Origin of the sequence: Chryseobacterium formosense, from assembly GCF_900116415.1 — a bacterium.
Lineage (GTDB): Bacteria > Bacteroidota > Bacteroidia > Flavobacteriales > Weeksellaceae > Chryseobacterium > Chryseobacterium formosense.
This window is the reverse complement of sequence record NZ_FPAP01000003.1, coordinates 742,909-767,073: the sequence shown is the minus strand read 5'-3', so window position 1 is coordinate 767,073 and position 24,165 is coordinate 742,909. Positions and strand designations below refer to the sequence as shown.

18 protein-coding genes are annotated in these 24,165 nt (G+C 35.5%); 9 read left to right on the top strand and 9 right to left on the bottom strand.

Translation table 11 applies throughout. The annotated features are described in order from the left end of the window. Positions 1-608: 608 nt before the first annotated feature. Positions 609-2,252, bottom strand: coding sequence for a helix-turn-helix domain-containing protein (locus BM371_RS14830; RefSeq protein WP_051883060.1), 1,644 nt, complete (start codon positions 2,250-2,252; stop codon positions 609-611). 454 nt (positions 2,253-2,706) lie between these two features. On the opposite strand from BM371_RS14830, the gene BM371_RS14825 reads away from it, so the two are divergent. The 9 genes from BM371_RS14825 to BM371_RS14785 all read left to right on the top strand — a co-directional run bounded on the left by BM371_RS14825 (position 2,707) and on the right by BM371_RS14785 (position 16,481). After that, positions 2,707-3,249: a hypothetical protein gene (locus BM371_RS14825; RefSeq protein ID WP_143106492.1), complete on the top strand. Its 543-nt coding sequence runs from the start codon at positions 2,707-2,709 to the stop codon at positions 3,247-3,249. 282 nt (positions 3,250-3,531) lie between these two features. Next, complete coding sequence (locus BM371_RS14820; RefSeq protein ID WP_034679457.1) at positions 3,532-4,731, top strand: hypothetical protein; 1,200 nt, start codon at positions 3,532-3,534, stop codon at positions 4,729-4,731. Positions 4,732-5,283: 552 nt separating this feature from the next. Further along, positions 5,284-5,430 (top strand): DUF4469 domain-containing protein, encoded by a 147-nt coding sequence (locus BM371_RS20440; protein ID WP_228376811.1) that lies wholly within the window; start codon positions 5,284-5,286, stop codon positions 5,428-5,430. A gap of 384 nt (positions 5,431-5,814) precedes the next feature. After that, positions 5,815-13,521 (top strand): GEVED domain-containing protein, encoded by a 7,707-nt coding sequence (locus tag BM371_RS14810; protein ID WP_131431021.1) that lies wholly within the window; start codon positions 5,815-5,817, stop codon positions 13,519-13,521. Positions 13,522-13,607: 86 nt separating this feature from the next. Continuing rightward, a complete protein-coding gene (locus BM371_RS14805; protein ID WP_034679460.1) occupies positions 13,608-14,240 on the top strand; it encodes a hypothetical protein in 633 nt (210 codons plus the stop codon). Between the two features lie 64 nt (positions 14,241-14,304). Further along, a complete protein-coding gene (locus BM371_RS14800; RefSeq protein ID WP_034679461.1) occupies positions 14,305-14,823 on the top strand; it encodes a hypothetical protein in 519 nt (172 codons plus the stop codon). 81 nt (positions 14,824-14,904) lie between these two features. Further along, positions 14,905-15,660: an SDR family oxidoreductase gene (locus tag BM371_RS14795; RefSeq protein WP_034679463.1), complete on the top strand. Its 756-nt coding sequence runs from the start codon at positions 14,905-14,907 to the stop codon at positions 15,658-15,660. 94 nt (positions 15,661-15,754) lie between these two features. Then, on the top strand, positions 15,755-16,081 hold the full coding sequence (locus tag BM371_RS14790) for a hypothetical protein (RefSeq protein ID WP_131431022.1): 327 nt from the start codon (positions 15,755-15,757) through the stop codon (positions 16,079-16,081). Positions 16,082-16,181: 100 nt separating this feature from the next. After that, on the top strand, positions 16,182-16,481 hold the full coding sequence (locus BM371_RS14785) for a hypothetical protein (RefSeq protein ID WP_034679467.1): 300 nt from the start codon (positions 16,182-16,184) through the stop codon (positions 16,479-16,481). Positions 16,482-16,688: 207 nt separating this feature from the next. Here BM371_RS14785 and BM371_RS14780 read toward each other — a convergent pair whose 3' ends face one another. From BM371_RS14780 to BM371_RS14745, 8 genes are all read right to left on the bottom strand, one after another. Next, a complete protein-coding gene (locus BM371_RS14780) occupies positions 16,689-17,024 on the bottom strand; it encodes a transposase (RefSeq protein WP_034679470.1) in 336 nt (111 codons plus the stop codon). A gap of 16 nt (positions 17,025-17,040) precedes the next feature. Then, complete coding sequence (locus tag BM371_RS20600; RefSeq protein ID WP_165571804.1) at positions 17,041-17,217, bottom strand: hypothetical protein; 177 nt, start codon at positions 17,215-17,217, stop codon at positions 17,041-17,043. A 7-nt stretch (positions 17,218-17,224) separates the two neighbouring features. Continuing rightward, complete coding sequence (locus BM371_RS14775; RefSeq protein WP_316931485.1) at positions 17,225-17,659, bottom strand: transposase; 435 nt, start codon at positions 17,657-17,659, stop codon at positions 17,225-17,227. A gap of 279 nt (positions 17,660-17,938) precedes the next feature. Beyond that, positions 17,939-18,364: a hypothetical protein gene (locus BM371_RS14765; RefSeq protein ID WP_034679472.1), complete on the bottom strand. Its 426-nt coding sequence runs from the start codon at positions 18,362-18,364 to the stop codon at positions 17,939-17,941. A gap of 966 nt (positions 18,365-19,330) precedes the next feature. Beyond that, on the bottom strand, positions 19,331-21,526 hold the full coding sequence (locus tag BM371_RS14760) for a peptidase domain-containing ABC transporter (protein WP_034679473.1): 2,196 nt from the start codon (positions 21,524-21,526) through the stop codon (positions 19,331-19,333). Further along, a complete protein-coding gene (locus BM371_RS14755) occupies positions 21,526-22,467 on the bottom strand; it encodes a hypothetical protein (RefSeq protein WP_034679475.1) in 942 nt (313 codons plus the stop codon). Before BM371_RS14755 ends, BM371_RS14760 begins: the two co-directional genes overlap by 1 nt. A 10-nt stretch (positions 22,468-22,477) precedes the next feature. Then, positions 22,478-23,842, bottom strand: a complete 1,365-nt coding sequence (locus tag BM371_RS14750; RefSeq protein ID WP_034679476.1) for a radical SAM/SPASM domain-containing protein — start codon at positions 23,840-23,842, stop codon at positions 22,478-22,480. Between the two features lie 97 nt (positions 23,843-23,939). Then, complete coding sequence (locus BM371_RS14745; RefSeq protein ID WP_034679478.1) at positions 23,940-24,119, bottom strand: hypothetical protein; 180 nt, start codon at positions 24,117-24,119, stop codon at positions 23,940-23,942. Between the last annotated feature and the right edge of the window lie 46 nt (positions 24,120-24,165).

Sequence of the window (24,165 nt, the reverse complement as noted above, 5' to 3'; positions counted from 1 at the left end):
GTTTTTATGATATTAAAATTGAATATCAATAAACAAACCATTTTAATGTTAGACTATATTTTAAAGGAAAATGAATAAATGCAAGTTGTTGTAAATCGGGAGAAATAAAGGATTAAATAATAATTACTTTCCTGATACAGTATCTAAAGAAGTGTTTATTAATGGTGGTTATGCAGCTTAAAGTGTACAAAAGTGTACAGAATTAAGATGCTGTAACATCTTTTTTCTACTTTTCCGCAAGAATTTCGTCTTAGAAAACAGTCATAAATAAAGGGTTTTATTGTTTTTATAGTGGAAATAAAAATAGCATTTGTACTACTTCTGTACACCTCTAATTTTATAAATTACTGCAAATTAAACAATTAATAATTCCCGACTGCAATAGTGATTATTGAGAGATTTTACTGATAAAATCCAATTTTTATTTTTAAAGTATGATACGTAAGAAATTCTAAAATTATAGCTGTATTTTGCATTAAAATAAATTAAACAAACCATATTTGGTTGAAGATTTGGAAGAATTTCACAAATTTTAGCATTAGAAAACTTTAAATAATCTTAATGAATATTTATATCAAAATTATCGTCAATGATTTAGAAATTAATATTCAATGATCTGAGGTTTTTAGTTTCTCAATGAAATAGGATGGTGTAACACCATGTTCGTTTTTAAAAGCAGCGACAAAAACCTTATGGGTGACAAATCCGCTTTCTTCAACGAGGTGGCTTATTTTATATTCTCTGTATTTTGGGTCATTGTACAGCTTATCAACAATATAATTGATCCGTAATCCGTTGATGTAGTTTGAAAAGTTTTTACCTCTTTCAATCTTGATAATTTCAGAAAGGTATTTGGTATTTGTATTGAGATTATTGGCAAGCCATGTTAAACTAGCATCTTTTCTCAGATATTTTTCAGATGCTTCAAATTTTCTCAGTTTTTCAAGCAGTGATTTTACTGTATCGTCCGGAATGTATATAGAACCTTTAGCTTCATTGTTTCTTATGATTTCTAAAGGTTTTATAGGTGAATTTTCTTTCCTGCTATTTATTTTAGATATCATTTCTTCATATCTCTTATGAAGATTATTATTTTTTCTTCTCCAGAGCAGAATTGTGACTATAATAGCAATAAGTAACAAACTGCCGATAATCGTTAGCTGCTTCTTTGAAGCGGTCTTCTGCTCATTTATTTCATCGGCTACCATATTTTTCATGGTGGCACCTGCATTACTTTTTGTAATAAAATGTAAACTATCTTTAAGATTAGTGTACTTATACATATAGAATCTAGATTTCTCTTTATTGCCGGCACCCATATAAGAATCTGCAAGGAATTCAAAAGATTCTACCCGGTCATATGGACTATGAAATTGCTTTTCCAATTCAAGTGCACGAAGAGCATAATCAATAGATTTTTGATAATCTAATTTTTCTGAATATAGCCAGCTTACCTGATTCAGCATCCTTATTTTATTATCAGGAATTATATTGTATTTTTTATTTTCGTGTATTTTTAAACCTTCGAGAAGGTATTTTTCTGCTAGTTGTATATTCACTTTGGTATCAGCCTTAGACAAATAAAATACTCCTATCGCCATGTTACTAAAAGCAATCTGGTCATATTTCAGGCTATTGGATATAGTTTCGTTATTATCTCTGATCTTTTTTGCCTCATTGAGACTTTTTTTATAATAGTATTCGATTGAATCTCCAGATTTATCTTCGAATTGTTTATTCTGATAATAAACAGTCATGTTTTCATAACATAAAGAAAGATAATAAAACTTTTTATCACTATTTTCAATGGTTTGTGTAAATTTAACTGCTGTTCTAAAATCCTTTATACTTTCATCATCCAAACCCAGATAGCCCAATGCAAGTGCATTTCTCCGGTATATATTAGATATGTACCCATAAGTATCTTTTTTACCTTGACTTAATTTCTTAAGCTCACTGCCTAATTCAATTATTTCTTTATTTCGACTCTGACTTCCATATAAAAGCATCATAAGACTACCACTCTGTAAAATTCCATCATCATAACCTAATTTCTCACAGGTTGCCTTCAGGTAAAGCAGTTGCTGCACTTGTTGGTTCTGGTTGCCTTTACCCTCATTAATATCCTGGGTGATTTTTTTTAATTGTTTGACGATAGCTTCAGTTTGTGATGTGGTATAGGATTGTTTGTTCTGAGCAACCGCTGTGTAAAAATAAAAAAGCAGGATAAAAAGATAGAGTAGTTTTTTCATTGATATGATAGTTTGTTAATGGGTAAGTAGTTTTTGTTTGGTATATCAGATGCTCTCTTGCAAAGTTATAAGATAAATTCAGAAAAATATCCCAATTTCATGGTGTGCATGGTAGAAATTTCATTCGTAAACGTGTGAATTGTTGATTTGTGTAAATTATTGATAATCATGTGGTGTTATTTGTAAAATAAAAAAAAAACTTTCGGGATCATGAGACTAATTCGGAAATCGCCAAGTATAACTTTTGCAGGAAAGGTGTGTTCATCTTAATATTGTCATCAATTTATTTATCTATAAATATGGTATATCATTGCACAATACTTTAATCTATTGCGATTATAGTGTTCCGCATTAAAGATAAATATGTTTGGAGGATTAATCGATGCAGATTAATAATAATGATGAAATTATATTTAGCAACTAATCAATATCCAAAAGCTTGAAAAAACTGATGATGATAAAAAAAATACTACCATCTTCTTCTTACTCACGGAGAAGGTGGCATCTGTTTATTTTATCATTTATTGTTTCATTTTTATCGTTGACAAAAGCAGCTGAAATTTCAGATCCTAGTTCCGGCAAAATATATATATCTGGTGATGCTAAATTCATAGTGTCCGAGGGTACGATATTATATGGCGATGTTGTCACTGTCCCTGCCAAAAAGATACATAAGACCTTAAGAAAGCTCAAGTCAAAACCAGTAAAAACAAAATCAACAGAGAAGAAAATAAGAAAGATAGAAAACCTTTCTTATGATACGGCTAAAATTATTCCTTCCCGCAGTGCTGAAGATTTCAATACCGGAACTTCTGGGATTAAAAAGCTTTCCGTAATAACACGTTATGATTTCAAATTATATGCTGTTATCGTTAACAGTATTGTCATAGTTATTCTTTACTTTTTTGCTATTATATGTATTCATTCATTTAAAAGCACGGTAATTCCGATCCTTAATATAGGGCACAATTTTCAGCGCCCTCCTCCGAGCTTATAGAGCTCCATTATTCTTTTTTATCATCCATCTATTCTTATACTCTGTCAATATGCTATAAAATAGATTTTAAACTTTATTCCTCGTATTGGTAGGAAAAGGATGAGATTTAATCATAGTACATTTTCTATTACCCAATCATACTGATTTCAATTTGTAGTGCATTGAGATTCGGCCGGTAGGAGGGATATTCAATAAGCTATACCTGTTACTTTGTCGGGCTAAAGTAAAATCTGACATTTTAAAGCTTTTATGCAACTATAAACATAAATAATAAGTAAAACAATGAAAAAAAACTTTATTTTCTTAGGAACTCTATTCTTTTCAGGCTTATCATTTGCACAAGTAGGTGTTAATACAGACTCTCCTCAGGCTACTTTAGATATAGTAGGAAAACCTACAGACGCTTCATCTCTTGATGGTGTGATTGCTCCGAGAATTGTAGGAGCGCAATTAAGAGCAAAAACCTATACTAGTTCTCAGGAAGGAGCCTTGGTCTATGTAACAACTGCTGACCCGACCCCTGCCGGACAAACCGTAAATGTAACCAATATCGGCTATTATTATTTCGACGGGACTTTGTGGCAGACTGTAAAATCTTCTGCTTCTACTAATATTTACAATGCCAACGGTTCATTAACCAGCAACCGTACTTTAATGCTCAATGGTAGAGTATTGAATTTCACAGGAACGCAACAAAGATCATCATGGGGAACAAATGGCGTTTTATATCAGGAAAATCTTCTGTCTTCAGGATCTTCAGCTATAAGCTTGGATGGAGGAAGCAACTCAAATCTATGGATACAACAGTTCTATAACGCCGAAGGTAGAGTTCAGGCGCAGGGAGATGCTACTTCTCTTACCTTATCTACAAGTGGGAATACAGTTTCTGCTCCCGTAATCATCAGTACCAGTGCAGGTGGAGGGGATTTGGGAAGTGAAAAAATGAGAGTCACAGGAGAGGGAAATGTTGGTATTGATATTATCAATCCAACAGAAAAACTTGATAATAATGGAATTACAAGACTGAGAAATCTTCCGCTGAACGGTACAACGAATGCTATTAATACAACAAGTACAGGAGAGATGTCTTCAGCACAAGACCAGACTTTTACTGCAACCAGAACGATAGTGGCTGATGCCAACGGTGTTTTGGGGTATGTAGCAGGACTACCCACTACCGGAGGCGGAACTCCCCCTTCAGGCTCTATCAATGTGGGGGAAACCATTTCACAAGTTTATTCTATACCTGCTGTGACAACAAACACCAGTAGTTTTAATCTGGGAATCTATGTCACAGCCAACAGCTTACCTGCTTTACCGATGATTGATGGTTTGCAGATTAGTTTACAGGGTGACAGTAGCAACTATTATGATCCAAGAATTTATAACCTTTCATCAGCCTCGCAGTTGGTAAGCTATCAGTCATTTGCTACGCAGGTAAATGAGAATAAAACGTCCCTAAATAATACAGTGGCTCCCTGAGAATACCTCCAGGTAGACAATAACAATGTTGTGTGGTGGACAACCACCGCGGCAGAAGTAGAAACAACCAATGTACAGGTACAGATAGATGCCAACACCTACAGATGGTACGAGTTCAAATGGTGGTGTATGCAAATAGGTGCAGGCGCTGGTGGTAGTAAAAAAATCTTCTTATCAATTACCCGTAAGGGATAAGGAAGTGCAGTATTGAATATAATACAAATGCTTAAAGCTTACAAAAAATTAAACAACATAATAATAAAGATCTACACAAATGGCAATTTTACACAAAATCAAAGCTTATCTCTACGATAACTTTTTAACAAAAAAAGACCCTGCGCTGCTGAAACCTTTAGCAAAGAAAAGCACAACATCCTTTTCCAGTTTAATCAGGTGAAAAGCTCAGAACAGAGATTCCTAATATTAAAATTAATATTCTTGGAGTTGCTGACGCTTAATCTGCCATATTACATGTAACCGATGTGAAAAGCGGTACTGTATGATCTTTTAACACCCGGTCGGGATCTGAAGATCGTCGGAAGCAAGATCAAAGTGGCAGGAGACAATGCAAACAACGGCATTATCCCTTCTCTTACCGCAGGAACATACAAGTTGGAAATAGTGACTCAGTATGCAGGATGTAATCTTTTAAAAGAACCCCGGACAGCAGAATTTAACAAAACATTAACCGTAAGCTGATACGTTAAGATCCTTTCCTATCCCGGAGAAAAGTGTTTACCCCGCTCGGGTAAAAGGTCTTTTCCCGCTCGGGAAATGTTTTAACGACATACAACAGGTTTTGCTTGAAAAAAAAGTTCTATATAAATGACTGTCGGTGAAATAACCGGCAGGTTTTACAACACAAACAATAAATACAAAAATCTTTCAAATGACAAGAAAACAGAAAACACTAGTAAAACACAAGATCTGCTTTTCCCAAGGAAAACCAGAACACAAACAAGATTGAAAAACAACCATGAGAAAAAAAAATCTACACGACACTCAGACCTTATCAACAGATTAGAGATGAGTAAATATCAGATAGTAAAAAGCAAGCATTCAACCTGTTAAAAACAATAAAATATGAATGAAATTTCCAAATTCTTAATACATCCCGGCAAGCGAATTCGCACTCAGATAACGGTGCTTATTCTTGCTTGGATCGCTTTTGTTCCACAGTTGCGGGCACAAACAATCCTCACAGAGAGTTTTAATTATCCTGCCGGAACATTGCTTATAGGGGCCTTATGGACGCAGTCAGCGACGGGTACCCCGACAATATCAGTATCAACCGGTAATCTCACTATACCTAATAGCATTGGTGATGGTATGGGTAACAAGGTCGCCTTGGCAAATACCGGTCAGGATGTCTATAAGACTTTTACCTCAACTACATTAAGTGCGACTGTTCCTGCGATATATACAACGGCAGTAGTTAATGTTTCGGCAGCTCAGACTACCGGTGATTATTTTTTATCACTGGGAAACGCAACAACATCTATTGCCAGGGTATACATTCAATCAAACGGCACAGGCTTCAGCTTTGGAGTACTTCGAAACACAGGTACCGTTGCCTATGAATCTACTGTAAGACCCTTTAATACCAATATTAAGCTGGTATTGAAATACGAGCAGGTAGCAGGTGCAACGAATGATATCGTTAAGCTGTATGTAAATCCTTCAGCTGGTAATGAACCTGGTGTCGCTGATATTTCCCATACTGGAACAGCAGCAGATGCGACCTCTTTTGCCGCAATACAATTGTATCAGGGAACAACAGCGGCTACAACGAATGCCCCTACTCTTGAACTAGATAATATTGTGGTCAACACAACTTGGGCTGGCGTTACATCAGCAGCCTATGACTATGGGGATGCACCGACAAGCTACGATAATACAAAAGACGGAGTTTTTGCACCTGCGGGGCATTCTATTTTATCAGGTCTTTATTTAGGAAGTATTGTTCCGGACCTAGAGTATACACCTGCAAGTGTCGCTTTGGATGCCGATAATAATGGGGCGAATGGAGACGGTACAGACGAAGATGCAATACCTATTCCAAACCCTATCAGAAAGGGAATAACTTATAGTTTATCAATACCAGTAAATAATCCCGCTGCCGCAACAAGATACCTGTATGGCTGGATTGATTTTAATAATGACAGAAAATTTCAGTCAAACGAAATGGCAACTGTTGTTACATTCAGTACAGCAGGAGCTACTATACAAACTTTAACATGGACAGCTCTACAGACTTCAACGATTGTAGCGGGAAGCACCAAACTCTATATTAGAATAAGACTTTCTTCTCTGTCTCTTATAGATGCAACCGATGCTGCTATTGATGAAAGGAGTGTAGGTAATGGCGCAACAAGTACTGCTAGTGCTTTAGATGCAAGGAACACACCGGCGGGCGAAGTGGAAGATTATCAGATTACGGTAAATTATCCTTTGGAATACGGAGATTTACCTGCATCTTTTGAAAATGATAAAGACAGTAACTTTTTGCCTGCTTCCAGTGCTATTTTAACCGGGTTTTCTATCGGTAAGTTGATTGACGAAGAAACTTCGCCGGCTTCTGTTACCAGTCCAAATCAAAACAATACGACAGGAGATAATGTACTAGGATTGATTGATGAAGACGGACTATCGACATTTGCAAGTGTTAGCAGAGGAGCTCCACATAGTATTACTGTACCTGTAAATGTGCCTGCTACTTTAACGGGCACAAAATATTTATACGGTTGGCTGGATCTTAATGGAGATGGAAAATTTCAAATTGGTGAAGTTGCTACAGCAACTAGTACAGTTATAGGAGAAAACTATTTAACCCTAACATGGTCTGCTGCTCAGACATTGTCTATTACGCCCGGAACAGCTCGTATTTATTCAAGATTAAGACTTTCAAACCTTAATCTTATAGATTTTACAGGTGCCGCCGGAGGAACAACTATAGATGAAAGAAGTATAGGTAACGGGGCAACAACAACTGCAAATGCTGTGAATAACCCATTGGTGTCATTTGGAGAAATTGAAGATTACCAATTACCTGTAGATCAATATGATTTCGGAGATGTACCGGTATCTTATGATACTAATAATGCATCTGCCCTTCAACCTGCAAGGCATATTTCCAGTATAAACTATACGATTGGTACTGCCACAGATTTTGAGCCAACGGCTCAAAGTGTTGCTGCAGGAGCAGACAATAATGTTACAAATGGTGACGGAGCCGATGAAGATGGTATTACAGGAATATTACCTGTAATTACCAAAGGAACATCCTTTAATTTTTCAGTTCCAGTAAATACAGCTACAGCGTCAGATATCATTGCATGGGTAGACTTTAACAACAATGGTAAGTTTGAGGCATCTGAAGCAGCATATACTGCATCAACAGGTACAACTACAGGATATCAGGCTACAGTAACAGGTACTTCGAATATAACATTCTGGTTCAGAGGCGCTCAAACCGCTCTAATTCCTGCAGGGGTAACCAATTTGTATGCAAGAATCCGACTAGCTACTACAACAGGCTCTGATAATGCGACAACAAATGCGATAGACGAACGCTCTATAGCGGATGGTGGCAATACTGGGATTTATACCACATCGTTATTTGGAGAAGTTGAAGATTACAGGTTCGGCGTAAGCGCAGATGTATATGATTTTGGAGATGCACCTGCAAGCTACGAAATGGATAAGGACGGAACTGCAAATCCTGCAAATTATAAACCTGCCAGAAACAATCCTACGGATCTTTTTTATTTAGGTAAATCTTTCGATAAAGAATTAACTCCAAACTCAATGGCTTCCGGAGCAGACAACAACGGAACCAATGGTGACGGTGCTGATGAGGACGGATTAGCTCCAGGACAGTTATTGATACAATCTGCTGACATAAACTCATTCACTGTTGCTTTGAACAATAACACTGGCAGCGCAGCGACATTATACGGCTGGATTGACACCAACAACAACGGAAGATTTGAAGCAGGTGAAGCGCAAAGTGTATCAGTAGCAAATGGTGCCACTTCTGCTATACTTAATTTCACTGCGGCACAAATCTCAGCCATCGCGTCAACAACCAATAAAGTTTACATGAGATTGAGACTTGTTCAGCCGGATCCTGGTGTTACTATCGGGGACCTTACCACTGGTACTAACAGCGTGGTGGTAGATGAACGTGCAATTGCAGACGGTCTAAGTGCAGGCGCATATGCTACAGTTTCGAATGGTGAAGTTGAAGATTACCAGCTTATGATTATCAGGGATTTTGGGGATATTCCATCAACCTATGAAAATGGAAGTCCGGCATCTCAGAGCAACACGATAGTGCCTGAAGTTACATTAGGGGCAACGATAGATTACGAATTAGCCAATACCCCTGTAGCTTCCGGAGCAGACAACAACGGAACAAACGGAGACGGCGCCGATGAAGATGCTATTAGCACAGCGGAAACCATTACCAGCGGAACACCATTTACGCTTAAGGTTCCTGTAAATTCCACTCTAAGCGGCACAAAAAATCTTTACGGATGGATTGACTTTAACGGAGACGGTATATTCAACGGAAATGAATTTGCCAGTATTACTGTTTCTGTTACAGCAGGAACTACGGCTACAGCTACTTTAACCTGGGCAAATACAACTGCAGGTGCTACCGTATTGCTGGCAGGTAAAACCTACGCGAGATTAAGGTTGTCAACCGCTGCATTAGCTGCAAATGGCAATAGTGCTACACCGGCATTGATCGACACAAGAAGTTATGGCCCGTCAACCAATACCGGGGAAATTGAAGATTACCAGTTTTTAATAACTGATCATTATGATTTTGGGGATGCACCGATAAGCTATGATATGAATAAAGACGGTACGGTAAATCCTCTTAACTATCTTCCTGCAAGACAGGCAATATCTCCATTGTTAACAATAGGAACTGCAATAGATATTGAAGCATCAGCACAGCATGTTTCCGCAGGTGCCAACAATAACGGAACCAATGGCGACGGTAATGACGAAGACGGAACGACTGCTATGCCGATCAATAAAGGTTCTGCCTATTATTCTAAAGTAAGTGTGATGAATAATACAGGTACAGCAAAAAATCTTTACGGATGGATTGACTTTAATAATGACGGACGTTTTCAGACAGGAGAATCTGCAACAGTATCAGTACCTTCTTCAGCAACACAGCAGACCGTGTACCTGAGCTGGACAGTTGCAAATACAAATACTATTGCTGCAGGAGCAAACAATGTTTATATGCGTTTGCGTATTTCAAACGGTACATTAGCAGATTTAACTACGGGTCCTAATAATGCTGCAGTAGACGAAAAAGCAATAGGTGACGGATTAGCAGGAACCGCATATGGTGTAGCGCAAATAGGAGAAATAGAAGATTATTTCCTACCGGTTACCAGTGCTTATGACTTTGGTGATGCACCTGATACTTATGATAATTCGAGAAATAATAATATAGCCCCTGCAAGACAAGCTATAAGCAGCGCATTATATTTGGGAAATTTGGCAGCAGATCAGGAATCCGCAAAACTTACTTCTGCAAATGCATTGGATGATGATAACAATAACATCGATGACGAAGACGGTACGGTTCCGAGCCCGATTTTCACAGGCGGAGGAAATGGTTATTCATTAAGAGTAAAAGCAACTAATAATACCGCAGCTGCAAAAACCTTGTATGGCTGGATCGATTTCAATAACGATGGTCGTTTCCAAGCAACAGAAGCTACTACGATTCCAGTTCCAGTCGCAACAAATAATGGATTGGTAACTTTAACATGGGCAGCTGCCAATACTGTGATTACTGGTGCACCAAGTCAGCTGATGATGAGGTTACGTATATCGGAAGCAGCTACTTTAACTGATTTCACCACGGGTGCTCCTGGAGCTCTTGTAGATGAAAGAGCTTTGGCGGATGGTTTGAATACGGGTGAATATGCTGCATCACCAGTGATTTTTAATGGTGAGATAGAAGATTATGCTATTCCGGTAACTAATCAATTGGATTATGGAGATGCACCAGTAACCTATGACCAGAATACATCCGGAGGCTCTTTACCGGCAAGACATCTTTATACTTCTGATCTAAATATCGGAAATACAACAGATATAGAATCTGCGCCACAAAACGTTGCTGCAGGAGCTGATAATAATGGTACAAACGGAGATGGTGCTGATGAAGATGGAATTACATCTTATCCATTACCTGCATTAGTATCAGGCTCGGAATACAATCTGGATGTCAAGGTAAAAAATACTTTGGCTACAGCTGCGGTACTGCATGCATGGATTGATATGAACGGGGACGGTAAATTTAGTGCAAATGAATATTCTTCTGCTTCTGTTCCTGCTAATGCTGGTGAGACGACAGCTAACCTTTACTGGTATATTACAAATTATTCAGGAACGGCAGCCAACACTTACATAAGAATGCGCCTTACAACCGCTACTCTGACTGATAATACAGCAACAACTAACGTAGATGAACGTTCCATCGGTGAAGGATTAAGTGCTGCAACCAGCTCTTATCCTATCAACGGAGAGGTTGAAGATTACAGATTACCAATAGATGCTACACCGGTAGTAGTTCCGGGATGTGATCCTACAGATGATCGATTAGGAATTTTAGATCCTGTACAGGGGCTTTTCCACGCAAGTATCATAAAAACAACCAAAGGTGATTACTTGGTATTTGGAAATAGTGCCTACGGAGATGGTGTCACGAATCAGCTTACTCCGGCTAAGGTAGTATCTGGCAGTAATGGATTTAATTTTACTGGAACTCCATTAATGGTGACTGGTTCAAGTAACAACATTGTGGGACATCAATACTATCTTCTGACTTCTACAGGTTTGTACGTTTGGGGAACTTCAGGAATGATTTTTACCAATGCAACAAATGCAATGACGCAGGTAGCATTACCGCCACAAGTTGCCCCGGGAAATATACAGATGATTGATGCGGGTAGGAATTCCAGCGTAGGATCACTTATGATTCTTACAAAAACGGGGGAAATTTGGTCTTATACCAATACGATCGGACATAATGTACAGGGAGACGGTAATATCGCTTCTTCAGGATGGCATAAAGTAACGACAGCTCCGGGAGTACCACTTACAGGAATGAAAGATGTAAAAGCAATGGGACCTGTCGCAATGGCAACAGATGGAAATAATATTTACACTTGGGGTACAGGAGTATATTTAGGTAACGGATCAAATTCTCAAAACAAAGCTTATGCTACATTGATGCAAACCCCTATAGGCATTACTCTACCAATAAAGCAAATGGATCTGGGTGGAATATCAACCTCATATTACCTTAGAGATGCTAACGGAAAAGTCTTTGTTTTAGGAGACAATGGCTCCGGAAAATTAGGTCTTGGAAATACGAATGAAACAAAATCTTGGCTTACCATTGATTATGTAAATGAAGAACCCGAAGCCGCCGGAAACCAGGCCGATATTACGAAGCCTATTAAAAAAGTAATATGGATCTCTGCCAGTAATCACGATTCTGGATACTCTGACACACAATTGAGCTTAATCACAGAAGACAACATTGCTTATGCATGTGGTGGTAACGATGGCAGCAAGGTAGGTGTTGTAGGAGCTACCTCAACCAGCACACCAACAGCAGTTACAATGAGTAGTGGTGGCACTAAAGTTCCTGGTAAAATGATTATAGTAGAGTCAGGAGGGCATATTTCTATATTAATTAAGGATAAAAATGACAGATATGGTTATGTAGGTCATACTGTCGACGGAAGTGACGGATGTGGAGGCTGTACAGGAAGCCCTGCAGAATATAACTTCACAGCACCACCTTCTACCGGGCCTGTTTGCGGAAATACAGCTTTTGATTACGGAGATCTGGATGATAATTACAATATTGGTGATAAAGCAAGCCACCAAATATTATACAGCCAGACAGACAATCCTCTTAAATTAGGAACAGCAGCTGCAGACAGTGATGAAGGGCCTCAATTTACAATAACAGGTAGTGGAAATGATGCATTGGGTGATGATAATGATGGTGATGGCAGTATTGATGATGAAGATGCGTTCACAGGAACAATGCCTGTAAAAACAGCAGGTATTGCTTATACCTTAAATATACCATTAACCAATAATACAGGTAACAATGCTTATTTGTATGGCTTTGTAGACTGGAATAACAACGGTTTATTTGAATCAAGTGAAACTGTAGTACAAACAGTCCCTGCATCAGCAACAGCGCAGACTGTTACACTTACCTGGGCAGATCCGGGAAACATTGCTAACTGTAATGCAGGAGTATCTATCCGCAGTTTTATCAGATTGAGACTGACAACATCTACTCTAACTGATGTTACTTCTACTACAGTGGATGAGCGTAGCCATCTTGCAGCAGCAGACGGAGAAGTAGAAGATTATTATGTAGACTGGACTCCAAACTGCGCCCCTGTATATTGCTACAAACCAGCAGCAGTTACAGGAACACCACTGGAAACAAAACATGGTATCACTGCTTTAGGCAGAGCAGGTGCTGACAACAGCAACTGGCCAATGGAAAGAAAAGGTGCCTGGACAGTCCTGGAATCTAAAGAAAAAGGATTTGTAATCAACAGGGTATCTACTACAGCCAACTTAAGCTTAATCACCAACCCTATTGAAGGAATGATGGTATATGATGAAGAGGCAGACTGTCTGAAAATTTACACCATCAAAGAAGGAGAAAGTGTGGCTAATTGGCACTGTTTTACTACACAAGCTTGTCCGGATTAATGGTTAAATACTGAAGAATAAAGAGGTGAACAAAGACAAAGCCAATCACCTCTTTACCTTCTCTTTTTTAATTTAAAATTAAAACAATGAAAAAACTTACTATAATACTTTTAGGACTTCTGTCCTTCCCTGTATTTTCTCAGGTGGCAGTAGGAAAAAGCGCAGTAACCGCAGGTTCCAACGTTTCTCTCGAGTTTTATGATTCTGCAGATAATGCCAAAGGAATTGTTGTACCATGGACGTCTACAGTACCAGATAATCCCATAGCCTACAATGCCACTACCGGCGCAGGCTACAGAGGAATACAGGGAACGGTAGTCGACGGGACTATCATTTTTGACCTTTCAGACAAAAAAATGAAATACATGAAAGCCGGAGCTTGGTCTGACCTTACAGGAAGCCCCGTTTTCCCTCTGACCATAAAAGATAGTTCAAACAACGACGTAACTTTTACCGAGTTCAATAATATCAATTCTACCTTACAGGATAATGCTAAAGAAGTAGATAATGCTAAAAGCGCGATCGGTGTGAATGCTGCTACAGATACAACAACCGGCATCTTGGTTTTAACGGATACGGATAAAGCAATGGTTCTTCCAAAAGTGGCAAGCCCGCATCTTACCATACAAAATCCTGCTCCCGGAATGATGGTATTTGATACCGTGAAAAGACAATTGGCTGTTTACAACGGAACGGTCTGGTCTTTCTGGAAACCTTAAAATATTGTTTATAGCACGGGCAATTTTTCACCCGTGCTTTTAACCTAATTTAAATATTATTGCTATGCAAATTTTAAAAAAAATAACTTTTCTTTCTGCTATGTTCTTTTCAACATACCTGATGTACGCACAGGGAAAAAGCAGTCATAAAGATCATAAAATTATAGATTCTAACCCTGTTTACATCATCACAGGAAATGGGATTTCAACCTCACAAGCACAGGAGAAGCTTTCATTTTCAGGTTCACAAAACAATAGTGAAATAGAAATATCCGACAATGCTGTTAAAGTAAAAAAGAATGGAATTTATCGATTTACGCTGAATACAAATCTGAATGCTACCGAAAGAAAAGAGAACAATATAAGCTACTACGTAAGCTTGAATGGTAAAGAAGCTTTCAGTAAAAATCAGCACAATATTCCGGCAAATGGGGAGTATTACTTTCAAATTCAGTTAAAAGCGAATGATTCAATTGCATTCAATATCAGAGGAAACGGAGAGCTTCGGAAAGAAAGTCTTCAGAATACTTTAAAAATACAATTTGCAGATCCCAAGCTTATTAAAATTGAGGAAGAACATTAGCATACAGCAGTCATTTCAAACAAGAAGGTATTTGTTACCATATAACAGTAAAAGAAAACAAAATTTTTTAAATCAAATTTTATGACAACACATAATGTAAAAGGAAAAGTAGTTTTAATTGCCGGAGGAGCAAAAAACTTAGGTGGATTGCTGAGCCGCAATTTTGCTGCAAAAGGTGCAAAAGTGGCCATTCACTATAACAGCGAAAGTACAAAAGAAGATGCGGAAAAAACCTTAGATGATATATGTACGCTGGGAGCGGAAGGATTTCTTTATCAGGCAGATCTTACTAAAATAGAAAATATATCCAAAATGTTCTCTGAGGTAAAAACGAAGTTTGGAAGCATCGATATTGCGATCAATACTGTAGGAATGGTATTGAAAAAAACATTTCTTGACACCACAGAAAAAGAATATGATGATATGTTCAACATCAACTCCAAAGTAGCCTATTTCTTTATTCAGGAAGCGGGTAAAAATGTGAGTAATGGAGGTAAAATATGTACGATTGTAACATCTCTTCTTGCAGCTTATACAGGTTTGTATTCCACTTATGCCGGTGCAAAAGCTCCGGTAGAACATTTTACCAGAATGGCTTCTAAAGAATTTGGTAATCGCACCATATCCGTAACGGCAGTTGCACCCGGCCCTATGGATACGCCATTTTTCTATGGTCAGGAAAGTGATGATGCGGTCGCTTATCATAAATCGGCTTCTGCTTTAGGGGGGCTTACAAACATTAAGGACATTGCCCCATTAATAGAATTTCTTGTGACAGATGGCTGGTGGATTACCGGACAAACCATTTTTGCAAATGGAGGGTATACCACTAGATAATATCTGCATATGATAAGGAAGCGTTGCAGAAAGGCGGGATCATTATACCCCGCATCTGCAGCTTCTTGAAATGTCATATTCAAAAATGTTCTCATTGCAAAACTACTACAGAAGCAGTAACGAAATAAAGAATATTATGACCCAGAAAAAACTAAAATCCATTGTTGAAAGCAATTTGTATCTTCCTAGAGAAGAAATTGAAAGAAAGTTCGGAAAACCAAATACTAAGTCAGGAGAGTACATTTCCTTTTTTGAAGAACACAGTTGTTTTGGCCTATTAAAAAATGAGATCGGATTTATTTTTGATAAAAATATTGCAGTAGATATTTTTCTTACGCAATATCTTATAGGAATAGATTGCAGAACCATTTTTTATTATAAAAATTCTTTTCCTGAGTATAAAACATTTTATACTTTATAATATTTTTATTAATAATTCAATTCCTGATACAATAATCATATTATATCGTAAAATTAATTGCTTTAGTCAGTAAATTTTTGTACATATCACTTTAATAACTATGAAAAATAGCGGACTTATCAGAAAATTGCAATCTCTTATCGAAAAAAATTTATATCTCTCAAAAAGTCAGATTCGCGGAAAATTTGGTCAGGCGAACGGATATTGTGACAACCATATTTGGTTTTTTAAAGAACCCAGCTATATTCGTATATTAAAAAATGAAATAGGGTTTATTTTCGAAGAAGATATTGTTGTAGATATTTTTATTGCACAATATTTTTTAGGAAGAGAGTTCAGAAATGTTTTTTATTACGAGTACAAAGATCCTAAATATAAGGTTTATAATTTTTTGTATTAAAGTATCATATGATTATATCATAATAGACTGCAAAATTTGCAGCAGAGCATTATGTAGAATAGGCTTTATTTAAAATTATCTAATTAAATTGAACTTTATTCGTTGAAGAAATCTATTTTTAGGTAGATTTCTTTTTTTATTAATACTTATCATCAGTTAAATATATGTAATAAAGTATGTCTAGGAGGTGTTTTTTAAAAAGACAGTTTATTTACATAATTTTAGATAAAGCTTTTTCCATTTAGCTACTGTATTTCTGCTCATTTGGAAATGATTGGCTAATTGCTCATTACTTAATTTTTGTTTTTTCTGATAATTAAGCATCATCATGATAGTCTGTTTATCATATGATCTGTGTTTTTGGTTGAAATTTAATGTTTCCTTATTGCCTACACCAAATATTTTTTTATTAATATTAATAATGTCTATGGCAGAAAGATGATCCTGAATAAGGTACTGTTCAAATTCTTCACTTCTTTCAGGGCATTTGTCTAAAATAATATCCTTAAATATTCGTTTATAGTCAGGTCTGTGGCTTTCCATTATCTTATTGTTAATATTATAAGGTATAAACAGTATGTGCGATTCCTTTGTCATTAAACTCGATGTACATTTTTCTTTTAAAAAAAAACAATATTCTGAAAGAGTAAACCAGATAATTTTTATCTGATCTTTCAAAATGTTTTTGTCCCATGACAGCAATTATCTCTTCTTTAGTTTTACCAATAAGTTTCATTATTCTATCATTTTTTAGTATTTTTATTATATTTATTGATCCATTTGTACAAAGTAGTTTTAGGTATTTTATACGTGTTTATTACTTCTTTCTTTGTCATTTTTCCTGAGTTAACAGTTTCTAAAATGAAATTGATTATTTCTTTGGTATAAATATTTTTACGGAATTCAGGAAATGAGCTTTTTTCATTGGTATTTTTTTCTTTTCTAGAAGAAGAGGTAAACAGCAGTATATGCTGTGAGTATATCCTGAAAAAGTCATATTTAAGTAATTTGCTGCATCTCAGTAGGGTGTAAGAATCAATACTTTTTGAGGTGTACATTTGTTGTATTTCGTTCTCTGTGCATTTTAAAAAGCTGCAGATACGATTCACATCAATGTTTGTTTCTTGTACTCTTTTTTCAATCATCTCACCGATGTGTATGTTTTTAAAATCAATCATTATTTTGTTCTTAAGCAATTTTTCATATCTGTTTTTTGTAAATTTTCGGTTATTCCATCCAATGGAAAGAAAGATTTGTTTCTATAAGTTTGATCAGAATAATCCTGAGTGAAGAATTTATCATACTGAATATTATATATTAAATATTCTTGCGGTTTAGAATCAAGATTATCAACTGTAAATTCCTGAAAATAATATTTAGCAACATTCATATCTATTGATTAACAATATTGTCTTTACATTGTTATATAATAATTAAACAAAGTATAAAGCTATTTATCAAGCAAGAAAAGGAGGGGGACGAGTGAAATATGAAGATTGTACCAACCCTCCCTTAAAAAAAATTGAATAGGTATATAATGAATTTGTGTTGCCTTGTATTATGCTTTTTGATATGATAATAACAAAGTAAATAGAAACTTTAAATGGTAAGATTGTATTTAAAGTTCCTTCTTTTAAATTTTTTTCTGAAATATTATAAAATAAATCTGATTTTTTTAAAGTATATGCACTTAAATTTGGCCTCTGCTTGGCTTTTGCTACCTGTTTTTTTTTGTTTTTATTAAAATAGTACTGATTCTTGCTTCTTATCTTTATTTTTTTTTTCTTGTGAGATAAACTTACATCTAAAGATTTTTGCGAAATATCGTTTAGTCCGTAAACAGTAGTTCCTTCTGATATATGCAGAATTTTTTCTTCTGACATGAGAATAGTAACGATTGACGAATCACTCTTCATCTCAATGGAATATTCTGTGCGAAATGCGAAGAGTACCTGAGGTATTAGACTGGCTAAAAACGAAATAAGAACAATAATTTTTCTAATGAAACTCTTGGAGTTCATACTAAGAATTGAGTTCTTGTTTGTTATCAGTTTTTTCAAGCTGTTGGATGTTGATTGTTGCTAAAAATAATCTCATCATCAATTACTAATCTGTATTGATAATCCTCCAAACATATTTTGTTCATATGCGGAACAATGTATTGGTTTAAACACTTAAGTGCTCCGACCTTTACATAAAATAATTAATAACAATATTATGCTGAATACTTATTCTCTGCAAAAGTTGTATTTGGCAATTTCCGAATTGTACTAAACAAAAATCATTGATGGTATTATTGTTTTACAAATTATTATATGTGATATTCAGTAATATATAAATTAAGACCTGCGTTTTTATGTAACTATCTCCGAATTCATATTTGTAAATCTTGAACCAAACAACAGCTTGCAATGGGTTGTATAGGATCCATAAGATTTAATATTTGGAGTTGCTAACTTTATTAGGACACAATTCTCATACTCTTTATCTTTAAGAGTATGAAAAAGATCAGAAAAAAGTTTAAGATTCAGCCACTATCTTTAAGTGATGCAGCGAGGCAATGTATCCTCGAAGCTTAAGGTTGGGGGATTTGCAAAGAAAGTTTAGCCAATTGGAGAAACTTCATAAAGAAGATAAATTTGTAGGAACCATGGTCAAAATTTAAAAATAAATTTCTGTAATCGGGGATAAAGAAACTCTGCAAAATTTTAATGTGCTTTCTAATTGAAGAATTTGATTGCAGTTTTTCTTGTACCTGTCTGAATAGTAATCTGTATAGAAAAAAATAGTTGCCTCACAATATGCAAATGCAGTTCGCTGAAATTTTGATCCTTATTATTCTGTTGCTACTAATTTCCAAGTTCTAGCTGATTTTTAATCAAATTAAAGTACTCTCCTTTTTTATCAACCAATTCCTGATGTTTACCTTCTTCTATAACTTTTCCTTTTTTTAGAACAATAATTTTATCCGCATTTTTTACTGTGCTCAAACGATGTGCAATAATGACAGCTGTTTTATCTTTAAAAAAACCTTTTAAATTGTCATGAATTATTTTTTCATTTTCTGAATCAAGAGCAGAGGTAGCCTCATCAAAAAAAATGTATTTCGGGTTTTTGTAAACAGCTCGTGCAATTAAAATTCTCTGTTTTTGACCTCCTGATATTCCATTACCGGATGCACCCACTTTAGTATACGATTTTAAAGGCAGTGATTTAATAAATTCATCTATGTTAGAAAGATGAATTGCTTTTTCAAGCATCTTTTGATTGATCTCCTTATCGCCCGTAGCAATATTTCTTTCTATAGAATCTGAAAAAATGAAGCCATCCTGCATGACCACTCCGGAATTTTGTCTTATGCTTTTCGCAGAAAGCTTTTCTAGATCTATTCCATTGAGGTTTATGCTTCCTTGGGTTGGTTTATAGAACTTTAATAGTAATTTCATTAAAGTTGTCTTACCACTTCCGCTGGCTCCAACAATAGCGGTAATTTTACCTTCAGGAAAAAGTAAGTTGATACCTTGTAGTACATATTCAGAGTTACTACCTTCATATTGAAAACTTACATTATTCAGCTTGATTCCCTCCTTATTGTTATCAAACCCACTTTCTATATTTATTTGTCCTGATTGCTCTTCTGCCTTTTGATTTTGCACTTCATTTAATCTTTCAAAACTTAATTTAGCATCCTGAAATGAGCGGAAAAAACTTACCAACTGATTAACCGGTGAATTCATTTGTCCAACAATATAGGAAACTCCCAACAATTCACCCAAAGTCATTTTACCATGTACAACAAATGTAGCAGCCAAAAATGTTACAACGATATTTTTAAGTTGATTTAAAAAATCAAATCCAGCAATCTGTATCTGATCAATCTTCAAAATTCTTTTATTTACTGAAAACAGTTTTGATTGTAGTTGCTGCCATTCTCTTAATTTATAATCTTCAAGTTGATTAATTTTCATTTCTGTGACTCCGTTTATCATTTCATATATAGATTCCTGATTCCTGCTTTTTTCCTGAAAACGAAAATAATCAAGTAATTTTCGTCTTTTCAGCCAATATGTAGACCATCCCAATGCAGCAATTGTCAGGACTGTATAAACTACTAGAATTTTAAAATCGTAATACCATAAGACTCCGAAAAATACCGCAAAAGTAATCATAGAGAAAAAGGTCAGTAAGCTTTGGGAAGTCAGAAATTGTTCAATCCTTTCATTATCCTGTATTCTTTGATTGAAGTCTCCCATCATCTTTGAATCAAAGAACTTGATAGGCAAGTATAATAGCTTTTTAAGAAAATCTGAAATTATGGAAATACTCAGGTGTGTTCCAATAGAGAGCATTAACCAATTTCGAATCACTTCAATAGTTATAGAGCCAAGAAACAAGCTTAGTTGTGCCAGCAGGAGTATAGTAATAATATTAAGATCTTTTGCATTTATTCCTTTATCAATTAGACTTTGCGTTAGAAATGGAAAAGTCAGTGTGATTAAACTTCCTAAGAGAAGCATTAAAAACATCAGCGATAATTGTTTCCGGTAATTTTTAAGATGCTTGAGTAGGAATTTAAAACTTATTTTTTCTTCTGGTGGTGTTTGTACATCGTGAAAGTTCTTTGATGGCTCCAGAAATACAGCAATACCTTTGTCTGTATCAGAAATCCAATGTGATATAAATTTTTTTTCATCAAGTTTTATATTCCCATATGCAGGGTCGGAAATATGATAACTGTATTTGCTGCTGATAAGGTTCTTGGTGATTTTCCGCAATACAACGAAATGATTCTGATTCCAATGAAGGATGCATGGAAATGCTTCTTTTTCATTGCGTAAAACATCAATATCAAGCTTAGTGGATAGTGCATCAAATCCAATTTTTTTGGATGCTTCTGTAATTCCCAGCAGTGATACACCTTCTCGGGTGATAAATGAATTGTCCCTCAAATACTGTAATGGGTATTTTTTACCATATGCGCTGGCAATCATACATAGGCATGCCGGAGCGCAGTCCATTTGATCGTGTTGAGGTACAAAATTCATTACTGGTACACAGGAAGTTTTATTTTAAGAATTTTCGTCATGTATTCGTCGTTTAATTGAGAATCGATGTATCCCGATTTGGTTAGGCATTTTAGCAATATCCGTTGAAGATTGACCGGCAACGTATGTATTTTTTTAAAAGCCTTTGAGATGTGCTCAAGAAATGCTTCATGATTACCCTCATAGTGATATTTATAAGCATTAAATGAATCAATCAGTTCTATAAAATCGTTGCAATGTAAGTTTTGTGCATTGCTAAATATTGCATAGTAAATCATTGTTTTTTCATTTTCAGAAATTTCCTTGTCATGCTCAATCTTACTGATTATATTATTAACCAAGAAGTTTACCCAATTTAAGTAGTTGTCATAATTTTCATCTGCAACCCAATTGATATCATCCTCGCCAATTTCATCAAATTTTTTATTACCGGTTACAAAATTAATCATAGCGACTGCTAATGAGACAGAGCTTTCATAATCTTTTAATGCAACGTATATGCGATATTTATTGATAAGCTGTTCAAGCTTCATTTCAACCTTCAGAGCTTGATTGTTTTTTAAAAGCAAGTCTGAATGGCGTATTTCAGTAGATAATAAATCCATGGCTATATCATAATTTTCTTTTTTATAATGATAGAATGCTAAACAAGGAATATAAAGGATTTGCAAGTATTCTAATAATTCTTTGGATAGATTAGAATGTGCCTGTTCCACTTTATGGAGCCAATAGGCAGCCAAATCCATGTTATTCCCTCTGGCAAGAGACAAACACTTTTCATACAGGGAGAAACAATAATATAAATCTACAATACTTTCAGTATTGGAATTTTTTATAACAATATTTTTTATGTCGTAGAAAATGTGGTTCCTGTTGAATTCATCAACTTTTGATGGGGTTATGATTTCATTCTCAAGTCTGGTTTTTATTTGATCAATCATAGAATAATTTTTAAACTAATACTTCCTTCTCATTTAGATATTGTAATATAAGACGATCTTCCATGTTAATTTTGAAAGAAGGACATGCTCGAACTCCTTTGAACCATGAAACAGGGCATTGCCCACCACAAACAGGTAAGTACTCACATTTATTACAATTTTCACTGTTATGATTTTTATTTCTGATATCCTCATACCAGTTTCTTAAAGGCATATCGATGGTATCTTTTTTATAGATATTCTCATCTGAAACATTCCCGATTATCAGATCTTTATTATTTTCGAAATCAGGCGTGTAAGGTACTTCCCAGCAATATGATACCTCTCCTTTGGCATCAATCAGCTCAGAGTCATCGGTGGTTGTCATACATGTTCCATATATTCTTCCTGGAATTAAATTTTGGTTTCTGAAATTTAGTTCCTTCATTTTGAGAAACCAGTCAATTTCTAAGTTTGAGAATTCTTCAAGGCTTAACCCAACCTCTTTATCGGCATTGTTATTTCCCCAATCATGCACGGGTGCAAAATTGATCATTATTTTATCCTGAATCTGCAATTTGGTAAAGTACTCTAAGAGTTTTTCTACATCAAGATAGTTCTCCTTATGTACATTAACCCTGATGCTGATCAGAGCTTTTTCTTTTTCATACACCGGACTGTTGACAGCATTAATAACATTTTTCAATATAATATCAAATGTCGGTTTCCCTTTTTTGGTAAACCTGCTGTTATCATGCGTTTCTTTAATACCATCAATAGTGATTTGAAAGCTTTTAACCTTCATGTTGCATACCAAGTCATTGAAGTTCCTCTCATTAAGATTTAAGGCATTGGTTATCATGGAGGCACTGTATTGAATCTTATTTTCTTTGCAAAGCTCGATGAGCTGACTGCTGAGGTTTCGAATCGAATTGATCCCCATAAGCGGTTCTGCACCATACCATACAATATCCAGGCTTGAATATTTTTTCAATGTGAGCTTATTTCGGATATGTGTAAATATTTTTGAGGATAAATCTTCTGTGATATTAACTTTACTATGTATCTGACCACAATAATTACACCCCAGTTGACAATTTGCAGACGGAGTTATAACCATTCCCAAAGAATCATTATCGGATTTTGAAACTTCAAATTCACTAAGTACTGTTTCTAATTCATTTTCGTATTCTGGAACTATTATTTCGGAAAAAATAAGTTTATCAATTAGCTTTTCATCCAAAGAATAAATGTTTCCATTTCTGATATCTTCAATTGTATCACCATTCAAAAGCATTACCTGTCCGGATCTAGTGGAATATACCAACTTCTGATCTTGCTCATCATCAATTGATGAATCAGTTATTACCAAGTATTTAGAAATTTTATACTGCATATATTATATTTTTAGCGTTTACATAGAATTTTGAAAAATAGAAAAACTAACAGGCAACAGAAATGTTACCTGCTAGTCAATAATCAGGTTTTGATTATTAATTGTTTCCATTGCAAGCACTGTTTGGCTTACATTTCGTTCCACAAGGGTCAAGAGTAGAATCACCAATTCCGTTCTTCCCACCTCTGATGCTTTGAAGCATAGATCCCTCTACGGTTTCCAAAGCTTGCGACTTTTTCAAGTCTTTTAATCTGGAAATTAAATTCTTATTTTTCATAACCAAAAGAATTTTAAAATTACAGACCCATATCGTTTTACAGTCA